General features: G+C 69.5%; 20 protein-coding genes and 1 pseudogene. 10 read left to right on the top strand and 11 right to left on the bottom strand.

Features of this window, described 5'->3' with window-relative positions:
* Positions 1-4 precede the first annotated feature (4 nt).
* The gene (locus Q5Z10_RS11645; protein WP_303635591.1) at positions 5-502 is read right to left on the bottom strand and encodes a YciE/YciF ferroxidase family protein; all 498 of its coding nucleotides are present in this window, start codon (positions 500-502) and stop codon (positions 5-7) included.
* Between the two features lie 223 nt (positions 503-725).
* On the opposite strand from Q5Z10_RS11645, the gene Q5Z10_RS11640 reads away from it, so the two are divergent.
* Positions 726-1175, top strand: a complete 450-nt coding sequence (locus Q5Z10_RS11640) for a BLUF domain-containing protein (RefSeq protein ID WP_303639178.1) — start codon at positions 726-728, stop codon at positions 1173-1175.
* 77 nt (positions 1176-1252) lie between these two features.
* On the opposite strand, the pseudogene Q5Z10_RS11635 reads toward Q5Z10_RS11640, so the two are convergent.
* Together Q5Z10_RS11635 and Q5Z10_RS11630 are read right to left on the bottom strand one after the other, a co-directional pair.
* A pseudogene (locus Q5Z10_RS11635) lies at positions 1253-1891 on the bottom strand (DUF6766 family protein).
* Between the two features lie 93 nt (positions 1892-1984).
* The gene (locus Q5Z10_RS11630; protein ID WP_303635590.1) at positions 1985-2179 is read right to left on the bottom strand and encodes a hypothetical protein; all 195 of its coding nucleotides are present in this window, start codon (positions 2177-2179) and stop codon (positions 1985-1987) included.
* 151 nt (positions 2180-2330) lie between these two features.
* On the opposite strand from Q5Z10_RS11630, the gene Q5Z10_RS11625 reads away from it, so the two are divergent.
* From Q5Z10_RS11625 to Q5Z10_RS11605, 5 genes are all read left to right on the top strand, one after another.
* A complete protein-coding gene (locus Q5Z10_RS11625) occupies positions 2331-3494 on the top strand; it encodes a zinc-dependent alcohol dehydrogenase (RefSeq protein WP_303635589.1) in 1164 nt (387 codons plus the stop codon).
* Positions 3495-3600: 106 nt separating this feature from the next.
* A complete protein-coding gene (locus Q5Z10_RS11620; protein WP_303635588.1) occupies positions 3601-4542 on the top strand; it encodes an acyl-CoA dehydrogenase in 942 nt (313 codons plus the stop codon).
* The gene (locus Q5Z10_RS11615; RefSeq protein WP_303635587.1) at positions 4530-5282 is read left to right on the top strand and encodes a PIG-L deacetylase family protein; all 753 of its coding nucleotides are present in this window, start codon (positions 4530-4532) and stop codon (positions 5280-5282) included. Before Q5Z10_RS11620 ends, Q5Z10_RS11615 begins: the two co-directional genes overlap by 13 nt.
* On the top strand, positions 5279-5866 hold the full coding sequence (locus Q5Z10_RS11610; protein ID WP_303635586.1) for a class I SAM-dependent DNA methyltransferase: 588 nt from the start codon (positions 5279-5281) through the stop codon (positions 5864-5866). The genes Q5Z10_RS11615 and Q5Z10_RS11610 overlap by 4 nt, the downstream gene beginning before the upstream one ends.
* Positions 5863-6546, top strand: coding sequence for a glycosyltransferase family 2 protein (locus Q5Z10_RS11605; protein ID WP_303635585.1), 684 nt, complete (start codon positions 5863-5865; stop codon positions 6544-6546). Before Q5Z10_RS11610 ends, Q5Z10_RS11605 begins: the two co-directional genes overlap by 4 nt.
* An 18-nt stretch (positions 6547-6564) precedes the next feature.
* Here Q5Z10_RS11605 and Q5Z10_RS11600 read toward each other — a convergent pair whose 3' ends face one another.
* From Q5Z10_RS11600 to Q5Z10_RS11585, 4 genes are all read right to left on the bottom strand, one after another.
* A complete protein-coding gene (locus tag Q5Z10_RS11600; protein ID WP_303639177.1) occupies positions 6565-7242 on the bottom strand; it encodes a L,D-transpeptidase family protein in 678 nt (225 codons plus the stop codon).
* A gap of 157 nt (positions 7243-7399) precedes the next feature.
* Positions 7400-7669 carry a hypothetical protein gene (locus Q5Z10_RS11595; RefSeq protein WP_303635584.1) on the bottom strand — a complete coding sequence of 90 codons (270 nt, stop codon included), beginning with the start codon at positions 7667-7669 and terminating at the stop codon, positions 7400-7402.
* Positions 7670-7880: 211 nt separating this feature from the next.
* Positions 7881-9536, bottom strand: coding sequence for a fatty acid--CoA ligase (locus Q5Z10_RS11590; RefSeq protein WP_303635583.1), 1656 nt, complete (start codon positions 9534-9536; stop codon positions 7881-7883).
* Positions 9537-9560: 24 nt separating this feature from the next.
* Entirely contained in the window at positions 9561-11414 is a 1854-nt protein-coding gene (locus Q5Z10_RS11585) for a 3-hydroxybutyrate oligomer hydrolase family protein (RefSeq protein WP_303635582.1), read from the bottom strand.
* Between the two features lie 88 nt (positions 11415-11502).
* Here Q5Z10_RS11585 and Q5Z10_RS11580 point away from each other — a divergent pair, with 88 nt between their 5' ends.
* Positions 11503-12177: a response regulator transcription factor gene (locus Q5Z10_RS11580; protein WP_303635581.1), complete on the top strand. Its 675-nt coding sequence runs from the start codon at positions 11503-11505 to the stop codon at positions 12175-12177.
* 4 nt (positions 12178-12181) lie between these two features.
* Here the strand turns inward: Q5Z10_RS11580 and Q5Z10_RS11575 are convergent, their stop codons facing one another.
* The 4 genes from Q5Z10_RS11575 to Q5Z10_RS11560 all read right to left on the bottom strand — a co-directional run bounded on the left by Q5Z10_RS11575 (position 12182) and on the right by Q5Z10_RS11560 (position 19140).
* On the bottom strand, positions 12182-15517 hold the full coding sequence (locus tag Q5Z10_RS11575) for a hybrid sensor histidine kinase/response regulator (protein ID WP_303635580.1): 3336 nt from the start codon (positions 15515-15517) through the stop codon (positions 12182-12184).
* 67 nt (positions 15518-15584) lie between these two features.
* On the bottom strand, positions 15585-16070 hold the full coding sequence (locus tag Q5Z10_RS11570) for a MaoC family dehydratase (RefSeq protein WP_303635579.1): 486 nt from the start codon (positions 16068-16070) through the stop codon (positions 15585-15587).
* Positions 16067-16945 (bottom strand): alpha/beta fold hydrolase, encoded by an 879-nt coding sequence (locus Q5Z10_RS11565; RefSeq protein WP_303635578.1) that lies wholly within the window; start codon positions 16943-16945, stop codon positions 16067-16069. Before Q5Z10_RS11565 ends, Q5Z10_RS11570 begins: the two co-directional genes overlap by 4 nt.
* A 32-nt stretch (positions 16946-16977) precedes the next feature.
* On the bottom strand, positions 16978-19140 hold the full coding sequence (locus Q5Z10_RS11560) for a TonB-dependent receptor (RefSeq protein WP_303639176.1): 2163 nt from the start codon (positions 19138-19140) through the stop codon (positions 16978-16980).
* Positions 19141-19322: 182 nt separating this feature from the next.
* On the opposite strand from Q5Z10_RS11560, the gene Q5Z10_RS11555 reads away from it, so the two are divergent.
* The 3 genes from Q5Z10_RS11555 to Q5Z10_RS11545 all read left to right on the top strand — a co-directional run bounded on the left by Q5Z10_RS11555 (position 19323) and on the right by Q5Z10_RS11545 (position 23442).
* A complete protein-coding gene (locus tag Q5Z10_RS11555; protein WP_303635577.1) occupies positions 19323-20726 on the top strand; it encodes a GntP family permease in 1404 nt (467 codons plus the stop codon).
* An 87-nt stretch (positions 20727-20813) separates the two neighbouring features.
* The gene (locus Q5Z10_RS11550) at positions 20814-21818 is read left to right on the top strand and encodes an extracellular catalytic domain type 1 short-chain-length polyhydroxyalkanoate depolymerase (protein WP_303635576.1); all 1005 of its coding nucleotides are present in this window, start codon (positions 20814-20816) and stop codon (positions 21816-21818) included.
* 238 nt (positions 21819-22056) lie between these two features.
* On the top strand, positions 22057-23442 hold the full coding sequence (locus Q5Z10_RS11545; RefSeq protein WP_303635575.1) for an EAL domain-containing protein: 1386 nt from the start codon (positions 22057-22059) through the stop codon (positions 23440-23442).
* Positions 23443-23528 lie beyond the last annotated feature (86 nt).

The following is a 23528-nucleotide window of genomic DNA, read 5'->3' as shown; positions in this document are numbered from 1 at the left end:
GCGCTCAAGCCGCCTGCGCGGCCTTGGCGTTTCCACCGCCCTTGGCCAGCAGGGTCAGTTTCTCATCGGTGGCTTTTTCCTCGTCCAGGGTTTCCAGCAGCAGCGGCAGCGCCTCCTTGTAGCCGAGCTGCTTGGCCAGCGCAGCGATGGTGCCGTACGACGCGATCTCGTAGTGCTCGACCTTCTGCGCGCCACCGATGAGCGCGGCATCGCGCACCGGGCCCTTGTCGATGCTGTCGATTACTTCCTTGCCTTCCTCCACCAGGCCTTCCATCGCCGCGCACTTGATGCGCTTGAGGCGGATGCCCAGCAGTTCGACGACCTGGTCGATGCGCTCGATCTGGCCCTGGGTCTCTTCCAGATGGGTTTCGAAGGCGGTGGCCAGCGCCGGGTTCTCCGCCGCCCTGGCCAAGCGGGGCAGGGCCTTGGTCAGCTGCTTTTCCGCGCTGTAGATATCGGACAGTTCGTGGATGAAGAGGTCTTCGGCGGTCTTGATGGCCATGCTCGGCTCCTGCGGGAAAGGGAGCCTCAACCTAGCCCGGCCACCGTTTGCCCGCGGCGCAGGCGCGGTGAACAGCGCATGCGCAGCGGGGGACGCAGGGCATGCGCCGGCTTCACAACCGGTGGCCGCCCCTGCCTGAACCCTTGTGGCCCAGGTACGGGGACAGCGGCGCGCGTTGCGGCGCTCTGTTATGGTGCGGCCCAGTGTCAGGGTGAGGTCTGTCGTGCCCATAAGAGCGGTGGTCTACACCAGCGAAGCTGCAGCCGCGATCACCGCCGGCGGCCTGGGGCAGGCCGACGGCACCCTCTGCGCGCTGGTCGACGACGCTGCCCGCTTCAACCGCGATGCTGGCGTCACCGGGGTGCTGCTGTTCGATGGCCAGCGTTTCCTGCAGTACCTGGAGGGACCGGAAGACGGGCTGGCGGTGGCGTACTCGCGGGCGCTCGGCGCACGCAGCCATGCCGGGCTGATCGAACTGCAGCGGGGCCGGGTGGGGCAACGGCGCCTGCCGTTCTGGCCGATGCGCTGGTTGCCGGTCGAAGCCGACGAACTGGGCAGCCTGTCGCGCGCCGACTGGACCGGGTTCATCCAGCGCCAGCCCGGAAGCAGCACCGCGCCGACGGCCATGGATCTGCTGCGTGCGATCGTGCAGCGCTACGCTGCAACCGAGTGAGCCGACAGCCGCGGCGTCACCGCCCACCCCCCACGTGTGCGCGGCATGCGGTGCCCCTGCAGGGCCCAGGTGCCGCGTCAGTCGCCGGTCTGGCGGTGCGGTGCCTGCAGCGGCTTGGACTGCGGGGAGTCCTTCTGCCGCAGGAAGATGGTCAGCACCACCAGCGCCAGCACGGCCAGGAATTCGCTCTGCCAGTTCTGCATGGATTCAAACCAGAACGTGCTGCTGCCCAGGTGCTGCAGCAGGGTCGGTGGCGGCAGGCCCTGCAGCGTCTGTTGCAGCCGCTCCGCGCGCCAGCTGCCCAGCGCGTGCAGGCAGAAACTGGCCAGGAACAGCAGCCCGAAGGCGATCGCCAGCGAGTGCGCATACAGGGTCTTCCACAGCCCGCCCCGCACGATGGGCCAGGGCGTTGGCCCCGCCTCCACGCGCGCGTGCTCATGGGACGGATCCAGCGGCCGTGATTCCGCCGAACCGCGCTGCCGCAGCACCACCGTCAGCAGCACGTACATGCCCATCTGCAGGAACTCGCTCTCCCAGTTCTCGAACGTGGCACTGATGAAGTGCCCGCTGTGCAGGTAGCGCTACAGGTCCAGCGCGTGCCGGCCGTGCTGCTGCAGGTCCGCGTTGTGAACCCGCCACCCGGTCAGCGCCTGGCCGGCCAGGAACAGCACCGCCAGCGCAAGCAGGACCAGGGACAGGCCATTGCGTTTCCACATGTCGCTACCTCCGGATCCGTCCGCTCGGGTCTGGCCGGCGCGTGCATGCGGGCCGTCGCCGCGACCCCGCGGCGTGCGCCGGGTGAGATGCGCTCATGCCCGGCGTTTCCCGGTGGGGTCCGGATCCGGACGTTCGTAATCCTCCGGCACCGCCTTGGGACCCTCGCCGTCGTCGGGCATGTCGTGCTCCTTCCAGACCGCACGGTCGTTGCGCCGTTTGTCCGGGGTATGCGCCTTGGCCTGGTCGTCCACCTGCGTGGTCGGGTTGAAGGGCAGTTTGTCGGTCATTGCCGCGCTCCGCATCGGGTGGGTACCCACCATGCGCGGGCCGGGGTTAGCGCGGCGGCGACAGCGAATGAACACCGCGTACACCCCGGGGTCACCCGCATCGCATGCACCGGCAGGCGATGCTGTCGGCCCAACGCAGCGGAGAAGCACCATGCAGGCATTGACCTATCACGGGCGCAGGGATGTGCGGGTGGAAACCGTTCCGGATCCGGCGCTGGCGGCCGACGATGACCTGATCCTGCGGGTGACCGCCACCGCCATCTGCGGTTCGGACCTGCATCTCTATCGCGGAAAGATTCCCGAACTGCACAGCGGCGACGTGCTAGGTCACGAATTCATGGGCGTGGTCGAGGAGGTGGGCCGCGGTGTGACCGATCTTCGTCCGGGTGACCGGGTCGTGATTCCGTTCGTGATTGCGTGTGGCGAGTGCTTCCACTGCCGCCTGGCCGAGTACGCTGCCTGCGAGACCACCAACCCGGGGCAGGGCGCCGCGTTGAACCGCAAGGGCCTGCTGCCTCCGGCAGCGCTGTTCGGCTACAGCCACCTGTACGGTGGCGTGGCGGGCGGGCAGGCCGAGCTGGTGCGGGTGCCCAAGGCCAACGTGGGCCCGCTGAAGATTCCTGACGGGCTGGCGGACGAGCAGGTGCTGTTCCTGTCCGACATCCTGCCCACGGGGTACCAGGCCGCGTTGAACGCGGGCATCGGGCCGGGCGCGACCGTGGCCATCTTCGGCGCCGGCCCGGTCGGCCTGATGAGTGCCGCGTGCTGCCGCCTGCTCGGCGCGGAAACGATCTTCATGGTCGACCCGCTGGCCTATCGTCTCGACTTCGCACAGCGCACCTACGGCGTCACCCCCATCGACTTCAGCCGGATCGATGATCCTGCCGACTACATCGTCAGCCAGACCGGCGGCCGTGGGGTGGATGCCTGCATCGAGGCAGTCGGCTTCGAGGCCGAGGGCAGCACGCTGGAAAGTGCGTTGACCGCGGTGAAGCTGGAAGGCAGCAGCGGGGTGGCCATCCGCCAGTGCATCGCGGCGACGCGCCGTGGCGGAGTGGTCAGCATTCCCGGCGTGTACGCCGGCTTCCTGCACGGCTTCCTGCTGGGCGATGCCTTCGACAAGGGGCTGACCTTCAAGATGGGGCAGACCCATGTGCAGGGGCTGATGCCGGAACTGCTGACGGCCATCCTGGAGGGCAGGCTCGACCCCGGCATCATCATTTCCCATCGCCTGCGCCTGGCCGACGCTGCGCAGGGCTATGCGATGTTCGATGCCAAGGACGATGACTGCCGCAAGATCGTCCTGACCCCGTAGCGTGCCGGCGGCACGGGTGCGGCTTCATGCGCCCGCCACGCGCAGAAGACAGGGAAGTGATCGGCACCGCACTAACGTCGGTGCTGTCTCTTCCCACGACCCGGCCATGCTCGACGCTGTCCCCACCGCCACGCTTGCCAACCGCGCCCGCCAGCACCTGCTGCAGCATCCGCCACTGCCCGCTCCCGGCACCGGCAGGACGCTTGAGCGCTGGCGGGCACTGGCGCGGCTGGGCGCGGAGGATCTGTGTCTGGCCAAGGTGCTGGAGGCGCACCACGACGCGGCGGCCATCCTGCACGAACTGGGCGCCCCGCTGCCGGCAGAGGGCGAACTGTGGGCGGTATGGGCCGCCGAGGGGCCCGCCTGCAGCCTGCGCCTGGACGCCAACGGGCAGCTCCACGGTGACAAGCCGTGGTGCTCGGGGAGCGCCTTCGTCGATGTCGCGCTGGTGACGGTACGCACGCCCGGCGGCGTGCAGCTGTACCGGGTCGATGCCAGCGCGTGGCAGACCCTGGACGAGGGCAGCTGGGCCGCCACCGGCATGGCAGGCATCCCGTCCACGACGGCACGCTTCAATCGATCGCCTGCCACCCCGATCGGCGCGCAGGACGCCTATCTGCAGCGGCCGGGGTTCTGGCACGGCGGCGCCGGCATTGCCGCTGTGTGGTGGGGCGCGGCCGCGGCACTGGCCACGCGCATGCAGCCCGCTGCCGGGGACGATCTGCGCGCGCGCCTGCTGGGCAGGGCCGACCTCGTGCTGGCGCCCGCCGCAGCCCTGCTGCGCGAACTGGCAGCGGCCATCGACAACGCGCCCGGGCAGCCGCATCGCGCCGACGTGGTCCGTGCCCGCAGCGTGGTGGAACGCGCCGCCACGCAGATCCTGGACCTGGCCGGGCGTGCGCTGGGGCCGGCGCCGATGTGCATGGACGCCGCACACGCCCAGCGCTGGGCCGACCTGACCGTATTCCTGCGCCAGAGCCATGCCGACCGGGATTGGGCCTGGCTGGGCGCGCAGCGGGCCGAACAGGAAGACGCATGGACGCTGTAGCGACCATTCACGGCGAAGGCTCGGCGGAGCAGGCCTGGCAGCACTGCGACTGGTTGTGGCGGCAGCCGGCCTGCAGCGTGCAGAGGCTGTGCGGCGATGCAGCGCGCATCGTTGTGATCGCACCGCATCCGGATGACGAGATTCTCGGTTGCGGTGGCCTGCTGCATGCCGCCGTTGAACGCGGTGTGGAGGTGCAGGTGGTGGCGGTGACCGACGGCGAAGCCTGCTACCCGGACGAAGTGTGGTGGACCCCGGCGCGGCTGCGCCAGGCACGCCGGCAGGAGCTGCGCGAGGCGCTGGCCGAACTGGCCATCGGTGCCGACGCGATCCGTCACCTTGGAATCGCCGACGGCGGCGTCAGCCACCACGAACACGGCCTGCAGGACTGGTTGCAGCAGAACCTGCGCAGCACCGATCTGGTGCTGGCACCGTGGCGGTTCGATGGCCATCCCGATCACGAAGCGGCCGGCAGGGCAGCCCTGGGCGCCGCCGACGCCGTTGGCTGCATGCGGCTGGAGTACCCGGTGTGGGGCTGGCACTGGCTGGACCCCGCCAGCGTCCACCTGGCATGGAAAGCGCCGCGTCTGCTGGACATCTCCGATGCCGTGGACCGCAAGCGGCGGGCGATCGCCCGCTTCCGTACGCAGCTGGGCGCGGTCGACCGGCTGCGCGCGGCGCCGATCCTGCCGGCCCATGTGCTTGCCCGTTTCTACCGGACCCACGAGGTGTTTCTCGCATGAGTGCGCAGCCGTATTTCGATGATCTGCACCAGCACGAAGATCCGTTCGGCTATCGCAGCCGCTGGTATGAGGCGCGCAAGCGCGACCTGCTGCTGGCCAGCCTGACCCGGCGCCAGTTCCAGCGTGGCTGGGAACTGGGGTGTTCCAACGGCGTGCTGACTGAAGCCCTGGCCCCGCGCTGCGAGCGCCTGCTGGCCACCGACCTCAGCCCGCGTGCCACCTTCCTGGCCCGCCGCAACCTGGCACACCTGCCGCATGTACAGGTGCATTGCGCCAGCCACCCGCAACAGTGGCCGCCGGGGCGGTTCGATCTGGTGGTGTGCAGCGAAATGGCCTACTACCTCGCCCCTGATGCGGTGCAGGCGCTGTGCATCGGATTGCACGCTGCGCTGCGTCCGGACGGGCTGCTGGTGGCCTGCCATTGGCTGCCCTGTTTCGACGGCCGGGCCAGCAGCAGCGAACAGATCCATGCACGGATGGGCCGCGGTCTGCAGGAGGTGTTCTGCTATCGCGATGCGGATTTCATCCTGCAGGGCTGGAGCCGCAGCCCACTGTCACTGGCGCGCAGCGAGGGGCTGCGGTGATCGGCGTCCTGGTGCCGGCACACAACGAAGCCGGGGCCATCGACGCCTGCCTGCGATCGCTGCAGGTGGCGGCGGCGCACCCGCGGCTGCAGGGCGAGCCGGTACGGATCGTGGTGGCGCTGGATGCCTGCACTGACCACACCGCGCGGCTGTGTGCGCGCCGAGGTGTAGATGTCCTGCATCTGCATGCGCGCTGCGTGGGCGCGGCCAGGGCCGCCGCTGCCGCCTACCTGCTGGGACAGGGAGCGCACTGGCTGGCAAGCACCGACGCCGACAGCATCGTGCCCGCGCACTGGCTTGCCGCGCAGCGCAGCGCCGGGGCCGATGCCTTCTGCGGCGTCGTCGATATCACTGCGGTGGATCGTGCCGGCGCACGGCTGCAGCAGCGCTTCCGCCGCAACGAACGCTGGGGCGATGGGCATGGCCGGGTTCACGGTGCGAACTTCGGGGTCAGCGCCGGGGCCTATCACGCGGTGGGCGGGTTTCGTGATCTGCCGTGCGGGGAAGACGTGGACCTGGTGCAGCGGCTCGATGCGGCCGGCGCGCGGATCCGATGGGCGGGTGCGCCGGCGGTGCTGACCAGCATGCGCCTGCGCGGCCGGGCTCAAGGTGGCTTCGCCGATCACCTGGCGGCACTGGCGGCACCGCTGTCCCTGCCATGTGCCGCGCCCGCCGGTTGAAGCGGGCGTTGGCCGCGGTTACTTGCGCGCGGAGCGCGCGCTCCTGCGTTCGTCGTGACCGGCCGCGCGGCTCTGCGCGAACTCGGGGAAGGTCTCGTCCATCGTCGCCTTGTCCGGCAGCACGTAGAACACCCCGCCGCGCTCGAACGTGGAGCGCACGATCTGCTCGTAGAAGGCGGGTGAGACGTTGATGCAGCCGTGGGTGACGCGATTGTCGTCCGGCGTCGGCGATGCCAGTCGCTCGGCACGCTTCTCGGCCGGGGTGCCGGGGGGCGTGGGGTGGATCGAGACCGCCGAGTCGTAGTCCACCCACAGCACGCGTCCGGCATCGATGGACGGGCCGTAGCCGCCCACGAAGCGACCGGCGGGAGTGGTGCGGTCGCGGCCGGGAATCTCGCGGAGGGCCAGGCCGGCGACGCCAGGCGCCGAATGGTCGCCGACCGCCGATCCGAACAGGGCCGGCGCGGCACCGCGCAGCTTGCCATCGCCGCCGAACACCAGCACCTGGGCGGCGGCCTTGTCCATGATCGCGAACGGATAGCCCTGGCTGTCCTTGCTGGCGACCACCCAGCCTGCCAGCTCGATCACGTTGCTGGAAACTTCCTGGCCTGGCGGGAGTTCATCGACAGCGGCGGCAGGGGGCGCCACATCGTCCTTGGCGTTGGCCGCGCCGGCACTTGCCAGCGCCAGCGCCACCGCCAGCACGCCCTGGAGGGCACGGGTTGCAGGGAAGGGATGCATGCGGATGGGACGGCTCCTTCGAATGCAGGCCGTTGGGCCTGGGGCCCCGGTGGCGGGTGGATGCCACCGGGGCCCGGTTCACACGGTCATCAATACTGTGCTGCGGGGGCGATCAGCCGCGCGGGGTGCGGCGGGGTGCCCTTTCAAGCTGCTGGACACGCCCTTCGATCTGATCCAGACGCTGGTTGGCCTGCTGCGCCGACTGGTTGGCGGACTCGGCACTCTGCGCCGCGCCCTGTACCTTCACATCGAGCTGGTCGAGGCGTGAGTTGATCGTTGCAAATTCGTCTTTATAGGTGGCACAGGCGCCAAGGCTGACGGTGGCGATGATGGCAACGGCAAGTGCACGTGCCGAGTTGAGATGCTGCTTGTTCAGTGACATTCCACTCCCTCCTTCGTCTGGGGAATCTGGAATATAGCCGTCTTTTGCCCCAAGTCATGATCGCCTTTCAGCTGCAGTTGGAAGACGTGGATACAGCGTGAAATCGGCGAAATTCGTGGCCGTTCCCGTTCAGAAAGCGCGTTCACGCGGCGCGCACGGGCGGACCGGGGAAGGCGATGCAGGCCGCGGCGCGCGGCGCACCGCATGCCGGTCAGCGGACGCCGGCGGCCGTATCCCGGTCATGCAGGCTGCGCAGCTTCTTCTTGTTGATCTTGCCCACGCTGGTGCGCTCGATCGACGCCACGAAGCGCACGCGCTCGGGGATCGCGTAGCGCGAGATGTCGCCGTTGCGGCTGCGGGCCGCCACCAGCTCGATGATCTCGGCTTCGGTCACGTCACTGCCGTCGTGCAGCACCACCAGCGGCAGCGGCCGCTCGCCCCATTTCGCATCGCTGATGCCGATCACCGCGACCTCGTTCACCGCCGGATGCAGCGCGATGATGTCTTCCAGCGCGAGCGAGGAGATCCACTCGCCGCCGGTCTTGATCACATCCTTGATGCGGTCTGTCACCCGCAGGTAGCCACGCGCGTCGATCGTGCCGATGTCGCCGGTATGCAGGTAGCCGCCGGCCCACAGCGCCGCCGATGCATCCGGGTCGTGCAGATAGCCGGGGGTGAGCCACGGTGCGCGCACCACTACTTCGCCGGTGGCGACGCCATCATGGGCAACATCGTTCATGTGCTCGTCGACGATGCGCAGCTCGACCAGCGGCACCGGGCGGCCGGCCTTGGTGCGCAGCGCCAGGGCCTCGTCCGGATCGTCCAGGGCATCGGCGTCGATCTGGGCCAGGGTGAGCAGCGGGCAGGTCTCGGACATGCCGTAGCCACCGAAGATATCGATGCCGCGGGCCAGTGCGCGCTGCGCCAGCGCCTGCGGCAGGGCCGCACCGCCGATGATCACCTTCCAGCCGCGCAGGTCGGTCTGCGCGGCGGCGGGGTGCTCCAGCAGCATGTGCAGGAGGGTCGGCACGCAGTGCGAGAAGGTCACGTTCTCGCGGGCGATCAATCCCAGCAGGCTTGCGGGCAGATAGCGCCCCGGGTACACCTGCTTGATGCCCAGCAGGGTGGCCACGTACGGCACGCCCCAGGCATGCACGTGGAACATCGGGGTGATCGGCATGTACACGTCGTTGCGGTGCAGCCGCCCCTGCTGCGGCGCGCTGCCCAGCGCGGCCATCGCAGCCAGCGAATGCAGCACCAGCTGCCGATGACTGAAGTAGACCCCCTTGGGCAGGCCGGTGGTGCCGGTGGTATAGAACACCGTGGCGCGGCTGTTCTCGTCGAAGTCGGGGAACGTCCGGATCGCGGTGGCGCCCCGCAGGCCGGTCTCGTATTCGGTGACGAAACCGTCCGGCAGCGGGCCGCCCACATCGTCCAGCAGCACGCGCGTGTACAGGTCCGGCAGCTGCTCGTCGATGCCCTGCAGCAGCGGCAGGAAATCGCGGTTGGCCAGCACCACCCGCGCCCCGCTGTGGTTCAGCGTGTAGGCGATCTGCTCCGGCGCCAGGCGGATGTTCACCATCATCAGCACCGCACCGATCATCGGCACCGCGAAGTAGCTCTCGAGATAGCGGTTGCTGTCCCAGTCCATCACCGCCACGGTGTCGCCGTGCGTGACCCCGAGCGCGGTCAGCAGGCCGGCGAGTTGGCCAATGCGCTGCTGCAGCGTGCGGTAGTCGAAGCGCACCGTGTCACCGCAGACGATCTGCTGGTCCGGATGCACCGCCATCGGGGTCTGCAGCAGCTGCTTGATCAGCAGCGGGCAGGGGGCGGCAGAAGAAGTGTGTGCGGCGGCGTCGGGCGTCATCGTGGGGTCCTGGTGGGGCGTGTGTCAGCGGCCGGGCGTGGCCGGGGTCACGGGAAGGGCAAGCTGTCCGCGCCGCAGTGGCGCCTCGGCACGCGGCGTCGGCTGGATGAGTGCGTCCTGCGGCAGCGCACGCGCCGGGTCCTCAAGGTGGTCCCAGATCTGGTCCAGTGCTGCGAACAGGTAGGGCAGCAGCGGTACATAGCGCCTGCGGTAGTCCGGGAAGGCCAGCAGCGCGTCGAAATGCTGCGCATGGTCCACCCGCCAGTAGGCGATCTGCGCGCCCGCGTTGCGCGCCAGCGCCACATAGCGGTCGCTGCTCATGCGGATCGGCACCAGCCCATCGTCGCTGCCATGGATGACCACGATCGGCAGACCGCGCCGGGGCGGCCGTGCCGCCGCCTCGGCGATGCCGGCGCGGACCCGCCGTGCATCGGCGCTGTCGGCCACGCCGAGCGCGCGCAGGCAGTCCAGGCCGCGCAGCGGATCCGCGTGCGCGGACGCGCTGCTGCCCTCCACCAGCAACACGTCCTGGCCGGGTGGAATGCCGCTGCCTTCGCTCCACCAGCGGGCGCGCGCCATCGAACCGGCCGAACCGGCGGGGTCCGCCGCCGCTGCGAAGCGATACCCGCAGGGGTGCTGGCCCGCGCCATAGCGGCCATAGGCCGAGGCGTAGGTCACCGCGATCGCGCGCCACATGTCGAGCCCGCTCGCGAACGCGCCGGCGCGGAGGACGCGGTCGCTCCAGCCGGCATCGACCAGCTGCTGCCGCGCCGAGCGCGCCTGTGCAGTGGTGTCCTGCCCCTGTACCCGGCCGGCCGCATGCAGGGCGGCGCAGCGCTGCACGCCGGCCGGCGTGGCCTGTGTCTGCGGCGGCGGTTGCGGCAGGTCGTCGACCGCAAGCAGCGCACAGGGCATCAGCAGTGCGGCCAGGATCACCGCGTCGTACAGCGGTGGCGCGCCGGGCACCGAGACGTTGGGTTCGCCGGCCACCATCGCATCGAAGCCGTCGCCATCGATCTCCGCCGCGCGCAGCACGGCACCCCCGCCGTTGGACACGCCCACGCCCAGTACACGCGTGCGCGCTGCGGTGAACGGGCCGGCCGCAGGGTAGGCGCGGTCCAGCACCTGCTGGCCGAACTGCAGCGCCTGCTGCAGGTGCCGGCCCCAGTCGGCTTCGGGATTGTCACCCGAGTGCGCGTGCTTGAAGGCGATGCCCTGCGTGGCGGCCGCATCTTCGGGCATGAACGCCAAGGCGCCGTCGCCGGCAGGCGTGCCGTCGGCGCCGACGCCGATCCTGGCGTGCAGGTCGTAGTAGTCGCTGCCCGCCCCCTTGTCGGTGTAGGCGACGGCACAGCCGCGGGCAAGGCCCCAGCTGCCGGCGACCGCGATCGCGCCGTACACCCCGCGCGATCCGGACGCGGCGGCCACGACCAGGCAGCGTCGCTCGGCATCGAAGCTGTCGGGTACCTGCACCAGCACCCGATGCGGTTGGCGCGCGCCCGGCAGCCACGCATACGCCGAGTACTCGCGGCCCGGGACCGCCTGCAGATGGCCATACACATCGCCGAAACCGCCGCCGGGGGTCAGGTCGGCAATGCCGCGCCAGCTGCTCCAGATCGCCCGCCGCCGGGCTTCGCCTGGCGTCGGCCGGGCCGGGTCGGCGAAGGCGGGCGCCGCGCTCGAGCGCAGGCCGTCGAGGCCCAGGCCGGCGGTGAGCAGATCATCGCTGCCGGCGTGGCGGGTTTCCCGCCAGTGCTCGAACACGGCAGCGTCGGCGCTGCGCCGGGGCAGGGCGCTGGCGGCATCGGCGTTCGACGCCCAGGCCCACAGCAGTGGCAACGCGGCAGACAGCACGATCATCGGCGGACGGTTGTTCATGGCTCCACCCTAGCCATCCCGCGGCGGCGCGCCAGCGTACCTAGGTCCCCCTGTCCGGGCGCCGGCGATTTGCTAATCTCGGTTGCGCATGTCAACCCTGCTTATCGCCGATGACCACCCCTTGTTCCGCGCCGCGCTGCATCGCGCGGCCGAAGAGGCGGTGGCCGATCTGCAGATCAGCGAAGCCGATTCGCTGCACAGCGTGCTTGAAACCCTGGAACGCCAGCCGATCGACCTGATGCTGCTGGACCTGCACATGCCGGGCAACCACGGGTTGGCCGGGCTGGCCACCATCCGCGCCCTGCAGCCAGGCCTGGCGATCATCATCGTCTCGGCCAATGAAGAGCCGCAGGTGATCCGCCGCGCCATCGATCTCGGCGCGGCCGGCTACCTGCCCAAGAGTTCGGGGCTGGCCGAGCTGCAGTCGGCATTGCAGACCGTGCTGGAGGGAGAACGCTGGATTCCCGCGCTGCTGCGCGAACCGGTGGCACGGGTGGCGCCTTTCAGCAAGGATGCCGATCTGGCCGCACGCCTGGCCAGCCTGTCCGCGCACCAGTACCGGGTGCTGAGCCTGGTCGCCGAAGGCCTGCTCAACAAGCAGATTGCCGACCGTCTGGGTGTGCAGCTGCGGACGGTGAAAGCGCACATGACCCGCATCATGGGCCGGCTGGGCGTGCGCAACCGCGCGCAGGCCATCCGCGTGCTGCACGAGATGGGGCTGGCCGATCCTGCGCGGCAGATCGAACCGGCGCAGGACGCCTGAACCCTCACCGGGCGGCCGTGCCCGAGGCGGCCAGCAGATGGTTGATCGCCCAGCGCAGCGCCAGCGGTTTGAACGGCTTGTTCAACAACGACAGGCCGGCCGCGCGCACCGCCTCGCGCGTGCCGGCGCCGGTGTCGGCGCTGAGGATCACCGTCGGCCGCGGCCCATGCCGGGCCACCAGCCGCGTCCACAGCGCGACGCCGGTATCGCCGTCATCCAGGTGATAGTCGAACAGCCATAACGCGGCTGCCTGCGCCGAGGGATCGAGGGCGGCGGCATCGCGCAGCGCGGTCACCTCGCAGCCCCATGACAGCAGCAGCTGGCGCAGGGCGGCCAGTGCATCGGCATCGTTGTCGACCACCAGCACCCGGGTACCCTGCAGGGCGCGGGTGACCGCCGTGGCCGGTTCCGGCCGCGGCGTTGCCGGTGGCGCCGCGCGGGCCACGCGGATCGAGAACGTCGAGCCCCGGTCCGGCGCGCTGCGCAGGTGCAGCGGTGCGTGCAGCAGGTCGGCGATGCGGTGCGCGATGGCCAGGCCCAGCCCCAGTCCCTGGCCATTGCTGCGGTCGCCGCGATGGAATTCCTCGAACACCACCGCCTGCTGTTCCGCGGCGATGCCCGGGCCGCTGTCATGCACGCCGATGGACAGGGCCGGCCCGCAGCGGCGCACGCCCAGCAGCACGCCACCCCGGCGGGTGTAGCGGATGGCATTGGCCAGGAAGTTCTGCAGGACCCGGCGCAGCAGCAGCGGATCGCTGTGCACCCACGCCTGTGTGCGCACGTAGCGGAACCGCAGGCCACGCGCGGCGGCCAGCACCGCGAACTCCTGCGCGAGCGGCTCCAGCACGCTCGACAGCGCGAACGGGCGCGGGTCGGCCACCAGTCCGCCGGCTTCCAGCCGCGAGATGTCCAGCAGGCCTGACAGCAGGTCATCGGTGGAATCCAGCGCACCGCGGATCTGGCGCAGGAAGCTGTGCAGGACGTCCGATTCGATGTGCTGCGACATCGCGTCGGTCAGCAGCTGGGCGGCGTGCAGCGGCTGGATCAGGTCATGGCCGACTGCGGTCAGGAAGCGGGTCTTGGCCACGTTGGCGCGCTCGGCTTCCTGCACCGCCTGTTCCAGCCGTGCGGTGCGGTCCTGCACGCGGCGTTCCAGCGTCTCGTTGCTGCGCTTGAGCGCATCCTCGGCGCGGCGGAAGGCGGTGACATCGGTGAAGGTCGCCACGTAGCCGCCGCCAGGCATCGGGTTGCCGCGGATCTCGACGATGGTGTTGTCCGGGAATATGCGCTCGGACAGGTGCGGGCTGCCGCGCCGCATGTGCACCACGCGGCGCTGCAGGGCCTTCTCGGGACTGTCCCCCGGGCTGTCGCCGATCTTCAGCTGGCCCAGTGCCCACGCGGTGAGATGGGCGACCGGCTGGCCGACCTGCAGCAGTTCCGGAGGAAACCGGAACAGCGCGGCGTAACGACTGTTCCAGGCCACCAGTTGCAGCTGCGCATCGACCACGCTGATGCCCTGGCTCATGTTCTCCAGTGCGGCTTCCAGCAGGCGCTGGTTGAAACGCAGCACCTGGGTGGCCTCGCCGACGGCGCGGGTGACCGCATCCAACGGCGCGGCGCCGCCATCGCGGGCGGCTTCCACCAGCAGCCGGGCCATGCCGGCGCCGACCACCGCGGTCAGTTCACGCTCGATGGCGGTGACCCGGTCGTCATCCAGCAGCTGCCCGGCATGTCCCTCCATCAGCTGCCGCGCGCGTTCCGGGCCCAGGAAGCGGCCGGCGGTCTTGCGCAGCGATGCGGCGGCCACCGCATCGCGCTGCCGCGGCAGCGACGGGCGCACCGCACGCGCCACCAGCAGCACGGTGGCCAGATTCACCGCCAGGCTGGCGCCCATGCTGATGGCGATATGGCCCGGCTGCGGGCGCAGCGAGACCATCGCCAGCCAGTGCAGCCGATCAGGGTGTGCCGACAGCGGCGGCGCAGGCACCACCATCGGCAGCAGCACCAGCCACAGCCACACCAGCGATCCCAGCACGATGCCGGCGATGATCGCCGGCGACGGCGTGCGTGGCCGGTACACGGCAAACAGCACGGCCGGCGCCAGCTGCGAGAGCGCGGTGAACGACATCAGGCCGAAATCGCTGAGTGCTTCGGTGCCACTCATCGCACGGCTGTACAGCCATGACATCAGGAACACCGCAACGATGCCGGCACGCCGGAACGCCAGCACGCGGGGGCGCAGGTCGGCCCCGGGACGTCCGCTCTCGATGCCGCCGAGAAGGCGCGAACCGAAGCCGTGGTTGCCGAGCATGATCGACAGGGTCAGCCCGGACAGGATCATCATGCCGGTCGCCGCGCTCAGGCTGCCCAGGTAGGCCACCAGCGCCAGCAGATGGTGGCCGCCGGCCTGCGGCAGGGCCAGTACGTACAGGTCGGGCGACACCGCCGGCGGCAGCTGTGCCGCCCCGTACAGCGCCATCGGCACCGACGGCAGGCCGATCAGCAGCAGGTACAGCGGAAACAGCCAGCGCGCCGTCTTCAGGTCCGAAGGCTGGCGCAGTTCGACCACGCCCACGTGGAACTGGTGCGGCAGGGTGAAGGCGGCGATCGCTCCCAGCGCGACCATCGTCAGGTAGTCCGGAACGACCGCTGGCGGCGGCAGCTGGGTCATCTTCTGCAGCAGCGGCGTGCCCGCCTGCTGCACCGACAGCGCGGCGTACAGCCCGATCGCCAGCAGTGCCACCAGCTTCAGGACCGACTCCAGGCCCAGCGCGACCACGATGCCGCGGTTGTGCTCGGTGGCCGACGCCTTGCGCGCACCAAACAGCAGGGTGAACGCCGCCATCGTCAGCGCGAACCAGAACGACATGTCCAGCTGCCAGCCGGCTGCTGCGAACTGATCACCCAGCAGCGCGCCCAGCCCCTGGCTCACTGCCTTGAGCTGCAGTGCGATGTAGGGAACGATGCCGAACAGGGCCACCAGGGTGATGGTGATGCCCAGCCCCTGGTCGGTACGCAGCCGTGCCACCACCAGGTCGGCGATGGTGGCGCTGTTGTGCTGCTTGGCCAGCCGCCCCAGCCGGGCCAGGAAGGGCAGGCCGAAGGCGAAGATCAGTGCCATGCCGATCAGTGTCGGCGGAATCGGGAAGCCCCATTGCACGCCCTGCGAGGCAGCCCCGTAATAGGTCCAGGCCGTGCAGTGCACGCCCAGCGACAGCGCGTAGATGGCCGGCCACGGCCGCGCCAGCCGGTGCCCCTGGCGCTCCCCCCACAGGGCCACGCCAAACAGCAGAACGGTCCACGCAATGCAGGCGAACAGGACGATGGAAGGCGTCAACATCGCTCCAGTGTAGAGAGAACCCGGCGTGGCGTGCAGCAGCGCGGGCAGGTGCCGCCAGACCCGGGCGTCAGCCGGCGATCACGATCAGCGACAGCTGTTCGGCCACCAGTGCCGCCTCGCCGCCGGGCACCCGCTGCACGGTCTTGTGCTGGGTCAGCAGCCAGTGTCCGGGCTGGCGCGGCTGCAGCGACAGCAGCTGCGAGCGCACCTGCACCACCGAACCGCTCGGCACCGGCGCCAGGAAGCGCACCTTGTTCAAGCCGTAGTTCAATACGTGGGCGATGCCGGGGAACCCGGCCAGGGCGGCCACATCGTCTTCCACGGTGAGCGACAGCAGCAGGAATCCGTGCGCGATGGTCTGCCCGCCCGGTAGTGCCGCGCGGGCACGGGCCGGATCAACGTGGATCCAGTTGTGGTCGCCGGTGGCATCGGCGAACCGGTCGATACGCGATTGGGTGACCGGTATGTGCCGGCCCAGCCGCTCGCGGGCCGCCCAGTGCTGCAGCGCCTGCAGCGCTGCCGGAAGCCGGGCGGTCGATGCGTCAGCGCTCATCGCGCCGCTTCCAGCAGCGACAGGATCGCGTCGCGCGCCTCGGGTTCGGACAGCATCGGCGCGTGGCCCACGTCCGGCACTTCCACCAGGCGGGCCCTGTCCGATGTCGCGGCCATCTGCCGTGCGACGTCGGCCGGCAGGATGTCCGACAGCGCGCCGCGCACCACCAGCACCGGGACCCGCGCGGTCAGTCCCCGCACTGCGCGCCACAGCAGCGGGCGCAGCAGCCACAGCAGCCAGGGCCGGGTGGTGCGGATGACCGCCGGGTCGTAGTCCAGTTCCAGCAGGCCGTCGCTGCGCCGGCGGAAGGACCGTGCCGCCATCTCCCGCCAGTCGTCGCTGCTGAAGCGCGGAAACGCTGCCTTGCCGATCGCCGCCACATAGGCCGTGGCCTGCGCCATATCCATCGGCGGCACCGGCTTGCCGGCGTACTTGCCGATGCGCGCCAGGGCCTGGCGTGGCACCTTGGGGCCGGCATCGTTGAGCACCGCGGCGGCAATCCGTGAGGGGGCACGCGAGGCGAGGGTGATGATCACCAGCACGCCCAGCGATGTGCCGATGAACACCGCACTGTCGATGTGCTGCGAGCGCAGCAGCGCCACCATGTCGTCGGCGTAGGTGCGCGGGTTGTAGCTGGACGGATCCGGCGCACGTTCCGAGCCTGCGCGTCCGCGCAGGTCCACCGCGATCACCCGCCAGCCGGCCGCGGTCAGTGATCCGGCCAGGGCGTCGAAGTCGGCCCCGTTGCGGGTCAGCCCGGGAATGCAGACCACGGTGCCGCGCGCCGGCGCCGCGGCCGCCGGCGCATGATCCCGCGCGTGCAGGCGCAGGCCATCGCTGCTGTTCCAGTACAGATCTTGGTAGGACGCGGTCATGCACAGGCTTCCTGGAAATCGTGACGGGCGCGCTAGAAATCGTAACGGACGCTGAGGCTGTACTGGCGCGGCGGGCCATAGAAGCCGATCAGCGTGCCGACGGCCGGGATGTTGTAGCCGGTGGTGCGGTATTCCTTGTCGGCCAGGTTGGTGCCCTGCAGCGAGAACGTCCAGGCCTCATCCAGCCGCCAGATCACGCCCGCATTGACCAGGCCATAGCCGGCCTGGCGGATCACCGGGCTCAGGTCGGTGGTCGGCCACACTTCGCTCTGGTAACTGTAGCCGACCCGTGCCGACAGGTTGCCGCCGTTGCCCAGGTCGGTACGGTACTCCACGTTCAGGGCGCCGGAAAAATCCGGCGCGTTGGTGAACTTCATCTGGTCGGCGACGTTGATGCCGCGGTCCATGTACTCGTCATACGTGGCATCCAGCCAGGCCAGGTTGCCGGAAATCAGCCAGTGCCGGGTCGGCAGGTACTGGTACTCGACTTCCAGGCCGTTGATGGTGCCGGCGCCAGCATTGGTGAAGTCACCGAAGAAGGCATCATCCACGCCATCCCCGTTGCTGTCGATGCCGGTGAACACCGACAGCTGGATGTCCTTGTACTTGTTGTGGAAGGCCGACAGGTTCAGGAACAGGCGCTGGTCCAGGAAGGCCATCTTGCTGCCGATCTCGAAGCTGTCCACGGTCTCGTCGTCGAACGGTTCGGCCGAGCGCGGCACGGCCACCGCATTGGCGCGGATGTTGTAGCCGCCGGACTTGAAGCCGCGCGTGGCCAGCCCGTACACCATGATGTCCGGGGTGATCTGGTAGTCCAGCGACACCTTGGGCGAGACGTTGCGGAAACGGGTCTTCTTGTCGAAGTCCGCAGTGACCGCCACCGGCCGGCTGAACCCCGGGTCGGCGTACAGCCGGTTGAGCACGATCGCGCGCTTGTCCTCGTCGGTGTAGCGCGCGCCCACGTCCAGCTTCAGCCTGCTGGTCAGATCGAAGGTCCAGTCGGCATACAGCGCTACGCTGTCGGTCAGCACCTTGCCCTGGTTGTCGGCGAACTGCGCGCTGAAGTAGTTGTTCTGGATCTGCCCGCCGGCCTCGCCACTGAAGTGGTAGAGCCCGACCACGCCGCGGGCGCGGCCGCCCGCATCGTAGTTCAGCTGCAGCTCGTTGCTCACCTGGTTGTCGGTATAGGTGCCGCCCACATCGGCCAGCTTCACCGGCGTGGTGTCGAAGTCGATGTTCGCCTCGCTGTCCGACTCGCGCTTGGCCAGCACGTACTTCACGGCCACATCCTCGTTCGGACGCCAGTTCACCGTCGCCGAGGCCCCCTTGGTCTCCACGTTGTTGAGATTGCGCATGCCCGAGCGGATGTCGTAGCGGCTGTCCATCGGCGGGTAGGCACGCAGGAACGGGTTGGGCGCCAGCATCTTCGAGCCGCGCATGCCGGACTGGTCATCGGTCCAGTCCAGTGCGAACTGCACATCGAGATCGTCGCCCGCGTAGGCACCCAGGTTCAGGCGTGCTGCATTGATCTGCTTGTCGCTGACCGGCTGGCCGTTGAAGGTGTTCTCACCGAAGCCGTCACGATTCATGCTGGCCACCGCCACCCGCGCGCGCAGCCCGCTGTCGGCACCGCCGAGCGGTCCGCCGATGGCGGCCTTCGCGTCCCGCTGGTTGTAGTTGCCCACGGTGATCTGGGCGAAACCTTCGGTCCGGGTGGGCAGGCCGCGTGAGATGTACTTGATGGCGCCGCCGATGGTGTTCTTGCCATACAGCGTGCCCTGCGGGCCCCGCAGCACCTCGATGCGCGAGACATCGAACACGTCCAGCAGTGCGCCCTGCGGCCGCGCGATGTAGACATCATCCAGGTAGATGCCCACGCCCGGGTCGGCGCCCCAGGTCGGGTCGGACTGGCCGATGCCGCGCAGGTAGGCGGTGACCGTACTGCTGGCGCCGCGCGCCGCGTAGATGGTCAGGTTCGGTACCTGGCCGTCCAGGTCGCCGATGTCCTGCACGTTCATCCTGTCCAGTGCCTCAGCGGTGAACGCGGTCACCGCTACCGGTACTTCCTGCAGGGTTTCCTCGCGCTTGCGCGCGGTCACCGTGATGCTGTCCAGGTTGGTGGCCGCGGCCGCCTTGCCCGCTGCCGGCGCATCCTGCGCCAGTGCCGGCGCGGCAGCCAGCAGCGCGCCGATCATCAGACTCAAGCCATTCCGTTTCATCCGCTCGTCCCCCAGGGCATGTCCGTTGCAGATGGCCCTTTGCCACCCCTGCAGCCTAGGCTAGCGGCGCGTCGCCACAGCGGCGAGTGGACCTAGGTCCAGTCGGCAGCGACGGCCAGATCCGGATACTGGGCCGCGTCCTCACCGGGAAGCGCCCCATGTCGTTACTGATCGTGCTCGCAGCGCTGGGCTTCCTCATCCTGGTGGCCTACCGGGGCTACAGCGTGATCCTGTTCGCGCCCGTCGCCGCGCTCGGCGCGGTGCTGCTGACCGATCCGTCGCTGGTGGCGCCGATGTTCACCGGGGTGTTCATGGACCGCATGGTGGGCTTCCTCAAGCTCTATTTCCCGGTGTTCCTGCTGGGCGCGGTGTTCGGCAAGCTGATCGAACTGTCCGGGTTCTCGCGCTCCATCGTCGGTGCGGCCATCCGGCTGTTCGGGCCACAGCGGGCCATGCTGTCGATCGTGCTGGTCTCCGGCCTGCTCACCTATGGCGGCGTCTCGCTGTTCGTGGTGGTGTTCGCGGTGTATCCGTTCGCGGCCGAAATGTTCCGCCAGAGCAACATCCCCAAGCGCCTGATCCCGGCCACGCTGGGGGTAGGGGGCTTCAGCTTCACCATGGATGCCTTGCCCGGCACGCCGCAGATCCAGAACATCATCCCCACCGCCTTCTTCGGCACCGATACCTGGGCGGCACCGGTGCTGGGCACGCTGGGCAGCGTCTTCGTGCTGGCCGTGGGCATGGCCTACCTGGAATGGCGCCGCCGCGTGGCCGTGCGCAGCGGCGAGGGCTACGGTGATCCGGCCACGCTGGTCAACGAGCCGTTGCCGTTCACCGGGGCGCGGGTGGCGCCTGCCGGCATTGCGGTGCTGCCGTTGCTGCTGGTGTTCGCCTGCAACAAGCTGTTCACCCTGGGCATGCCGCACTGGTACGGCAGCGCCCACAGCTTCGTGCCCTCGGTGCTGGGCGGTGCCGCGCCGGTGGTGCAGGAGGTGTCGAAGATCGGCGCCATCTGGGCCGTGGTCGGTGCGCTGCTGGTCGGCATCCTCTCCGTGCTGGTGCTGGCCTGGCGGCCGGTGCTCAGCCAGTTTGCCGACGGCACCCGCAGCGCCATCAACGGAGCGGTACTGGCGGCGATGAACACCGCATCCGAGTACGGCTTCGGTGCGGTCATCGCCGCCCTGCCGGGCTTCATGGTGGTGGCCAACGCGCTGGGTGCCATCGAGGACCCGCTGCTGCATGAAGCGATCACCGTCACCGGCCTGGCCGGGGTGACCGGCTCGGCGTCCGGCGGCATGAGCATTGCCCTGGCCGCGATGTCGGATACCTTCATCGCCAACGCGCAGGCCGCCGGCATTCCGATGGAGGTGCTGCATCGTGTCGCGGCGATGGCCTCCGGCGGCATGGACAGCCTGCCGCACAACGGCGCCGTCATCACCCTGCTGATGGTGACCGGTCTCACCCACCGCCAGGCCTACAAGGACATCTTCGCGGTCACGCTCATCAAGACCGCCGCGGTGTTCGTGGTGATCGGCCTGTACTACGCCACCGGCTGGGTCTGACGGCGGCGTCGCAGCACCCTCGGGACGGCGGGTCCACGAGGCGTTCCGGAATTCCTTCATCCACGAACCATGCATGAGGATCGGGTCATGACATCTGCAATCGATTCGTTCAAGGGGGTGCGGCTGGCGCTGTGTGGCTGGCTGGCGGCGGCGGGCAGCGCAATGGCTGCCGGGCCTGCGGGGCATTGGGACATCGGCCTGTACGGCAATCTGTCCGGTGCCCGCGAGTACCAGGTGTGGGTGCCGGCCGGCTACGACGGGTCGCAGCCGCTGCCACTGCTGCTGGTGCTGCACGGCTGCGTGACCGGGCCGAACCTGATGGGTGAGGCCTCGGGCTTCAACGAGGTGGCCGACAGCGAAGGTGTCATCGTGGTCTACCCACGGCAGAACGTCACCTCCAACCCGGCACGCTGCTGGAACTGGCAGCTGCCGATCAACCAGGCGCGCGACAGCGGCGAGCCGTCCCTGCTGGCCGGCATCGTGGACAAGGTGAAAGCCGGTTACCGTATCGATCCGCAGCGCGTCTACGTCACCGGCATTTCCGCCGGTGGTGCGATGACCGCGATCATGCTGGCCTGTTATTCGGATGTGTTCGCCGCCGGCGCCATCCATTCCGGCGGCATGTACAAGGGCGCCACCACGATCTCCGGCAGTGCCTATGCACTGTTGGCCGGCAGCATCTATTCGCCGGACAGCAACGGGCGACTGGCCTGGCAATGTGCAGGATCGCCATCGCCACGCCCGCTGCCGGTGCTGGTGTTCCATGGCAGCGCAGATGCCACGGTCAATCCGGTGAACGGGCAGCAGGCGGTGCGCCAGTTCCTGCAGACCAACGACCTGGCCGACGACGGCCTGGACAACGACTCGGTGAAGCCGGTGCCGACCGCTACCGTCCACGCGCAGGTGCCGGGCGGGCGCGCCTATACCATCGATACCTACGCCTACGGTGGCCGCACGCTGGTGCAGCACTACGTGGTGCAGGGGATGGGGCATGCGTGGAGCGGCAGCCAGTCCGGATTGCCGTTCACCGACCCGAAGGGCCCCGATGCCACGCTGATCACCTGGTTGTTCCTGAGGGATCAGCAGCGCTGAGCGCAGCGCGTGCCTGCTGCGTTCGCGCTGCACCGGCACGGTCCGTGCCGGCGCCATGAGGGGCCGGGCACGGCCGTGCCCGGCCCGTTGTCACCGCGCGCGACCGGCTGCGTGCGTGGCGGAAAACCGACGCGCTGGCGGCGGCGACTTGGCGCAGTGGGGTGGCAGCGGTGGCTTTGCTACTCTTCGCGCGGGGTGCCGATCCGGGCACCGCTTGATCAACGGATCGCTCAGGCAGATGCCAGACAAAGCAGCACGGCAATGGCAGGGCCTGCCCAGATTCCAGGAGGCGCCGCGCCACGGAAAGATCCGCACCATCCTGCGGCTGGCAGGCGTCGCCTGCAGTGTCCTCGGCCTGGCCTGGACCCTGTGCTATCTGTACGTCGGCCGTGCCGAGCTGGCCGCGCCCTTTGTCGGTGTGATGGCCGTGGGTGTGCTGGCACTCTTCCGCAGCCGGCGTGCCGATGGCACCTCATTGCTGATCGTCGCCCACGGGGTCTTCGCTTCGGTCTGCGCGGTCGCGGTCATCGATGCGCCCATCGCCTGGGTGCCACGGTCCGGCCACCTGTTCCTGCTGCCGCTGGCCGCCGGCGCGGCTTTCACGTTCGATGCGCGCGAGCGCTACGGCTCGCTGGTGTTCCCACTGGCCTGCCTGGCGACCTTCGTGGCCTTTGCCATGGGCGCGCTGGACTTCCTGGCGCCGGCCACGTCGCCACCGCTGGAGGTGCGTGCCTGGGGTGCGCGCTCCAACACCGCGCTGTCGATGGTGCTGCTGGCCGCCATCTTCGCGATCTACCGGGTGGATATCGGCAATCGCCTGCGGATGGAGCGCGAGCTGGGGCGTGCGGTGCGCAGCGGCCAGATCGAGGTCCACTACCAGCCGCAGGTGCGTGGCAACGGTGTGGTCACCGGCGTGGAAGCGCTGGTGCGGTGGCGGCGTGCGTCGGGCAAGCTGCAGCAGCCGGCGCTGTTCATCGCGCAGGCGGAAGAGAGTGGCCTGATCCGCGACATCGGGCTGGAGGTGCTGCGGCAGGCCTGCGGGCAGCTTGCGCACTGGGCCGAGCGGCCCGAAACGCGCGGGCTGCGCGTAGCGGTGAACATCAGTCCCGTGCAGCTGCTCGACGAGGGCTTCGTGGCCTCGGTCGGCGCGGTCATCCGTGAGACGCGGGTCAACCCCGCGCTGCTCGAGCTGGAACTGACCGAATCGGCGCTGTCCGCGGAAACCGCCGACATCATCGCCAAGATGAAAGCGATCGAGGCGATGGGCATCACCTGGGTGCTGGACGATTTCGGCACCGGCTTCTCCGCGCTGTCCACGCTGCGCATGCTGCCGGTGCGCGCGTTGAAGATCGACCGCAATTTCGTCCACGAAGCCACCAGCCATGAGCGTGCGCAGCGGCTGCTCGGCAAGATCGTGGAGATCTCGCAGGTCATGGGCATGAGCGCGCTGGCCGAAGGCGTGGAAACCAACGCGCAGTGCGAGCTGCTGCTGCGCCTGGGCTGCAGCCACTTCCAGGGCTACCTGTTCGCACGGCCGATGGCCCAGGCCGAGTTGGCGCACTGGCTGCAGGGGCGTCCACTGCAGGGCGCTGCAACGCCGCTCGAGGTGCCGGCAACAGCCTGACGCCGCCGCTGATGCGGCGGAGTGGCCCCATTCGCCGGATGCGGCAAGGTCAACCACCCCGGTGGCGGCTGTCGCGCGGCGGCCGG

The organism is Stenotrophomonas sp. 704A1, assembly GCF_030549525.1.
Lineage (GTDB): Bacteria > Pseudomonadota > Gammaproteobacteria > Xanthomonadales > Xanthomonadaceae > Stenotrophomonas > Stenotrophomonas tuberculopleuritidis.
This window is presented reverse-complemented; position numbering and strand designations above follow the sequence as displayed.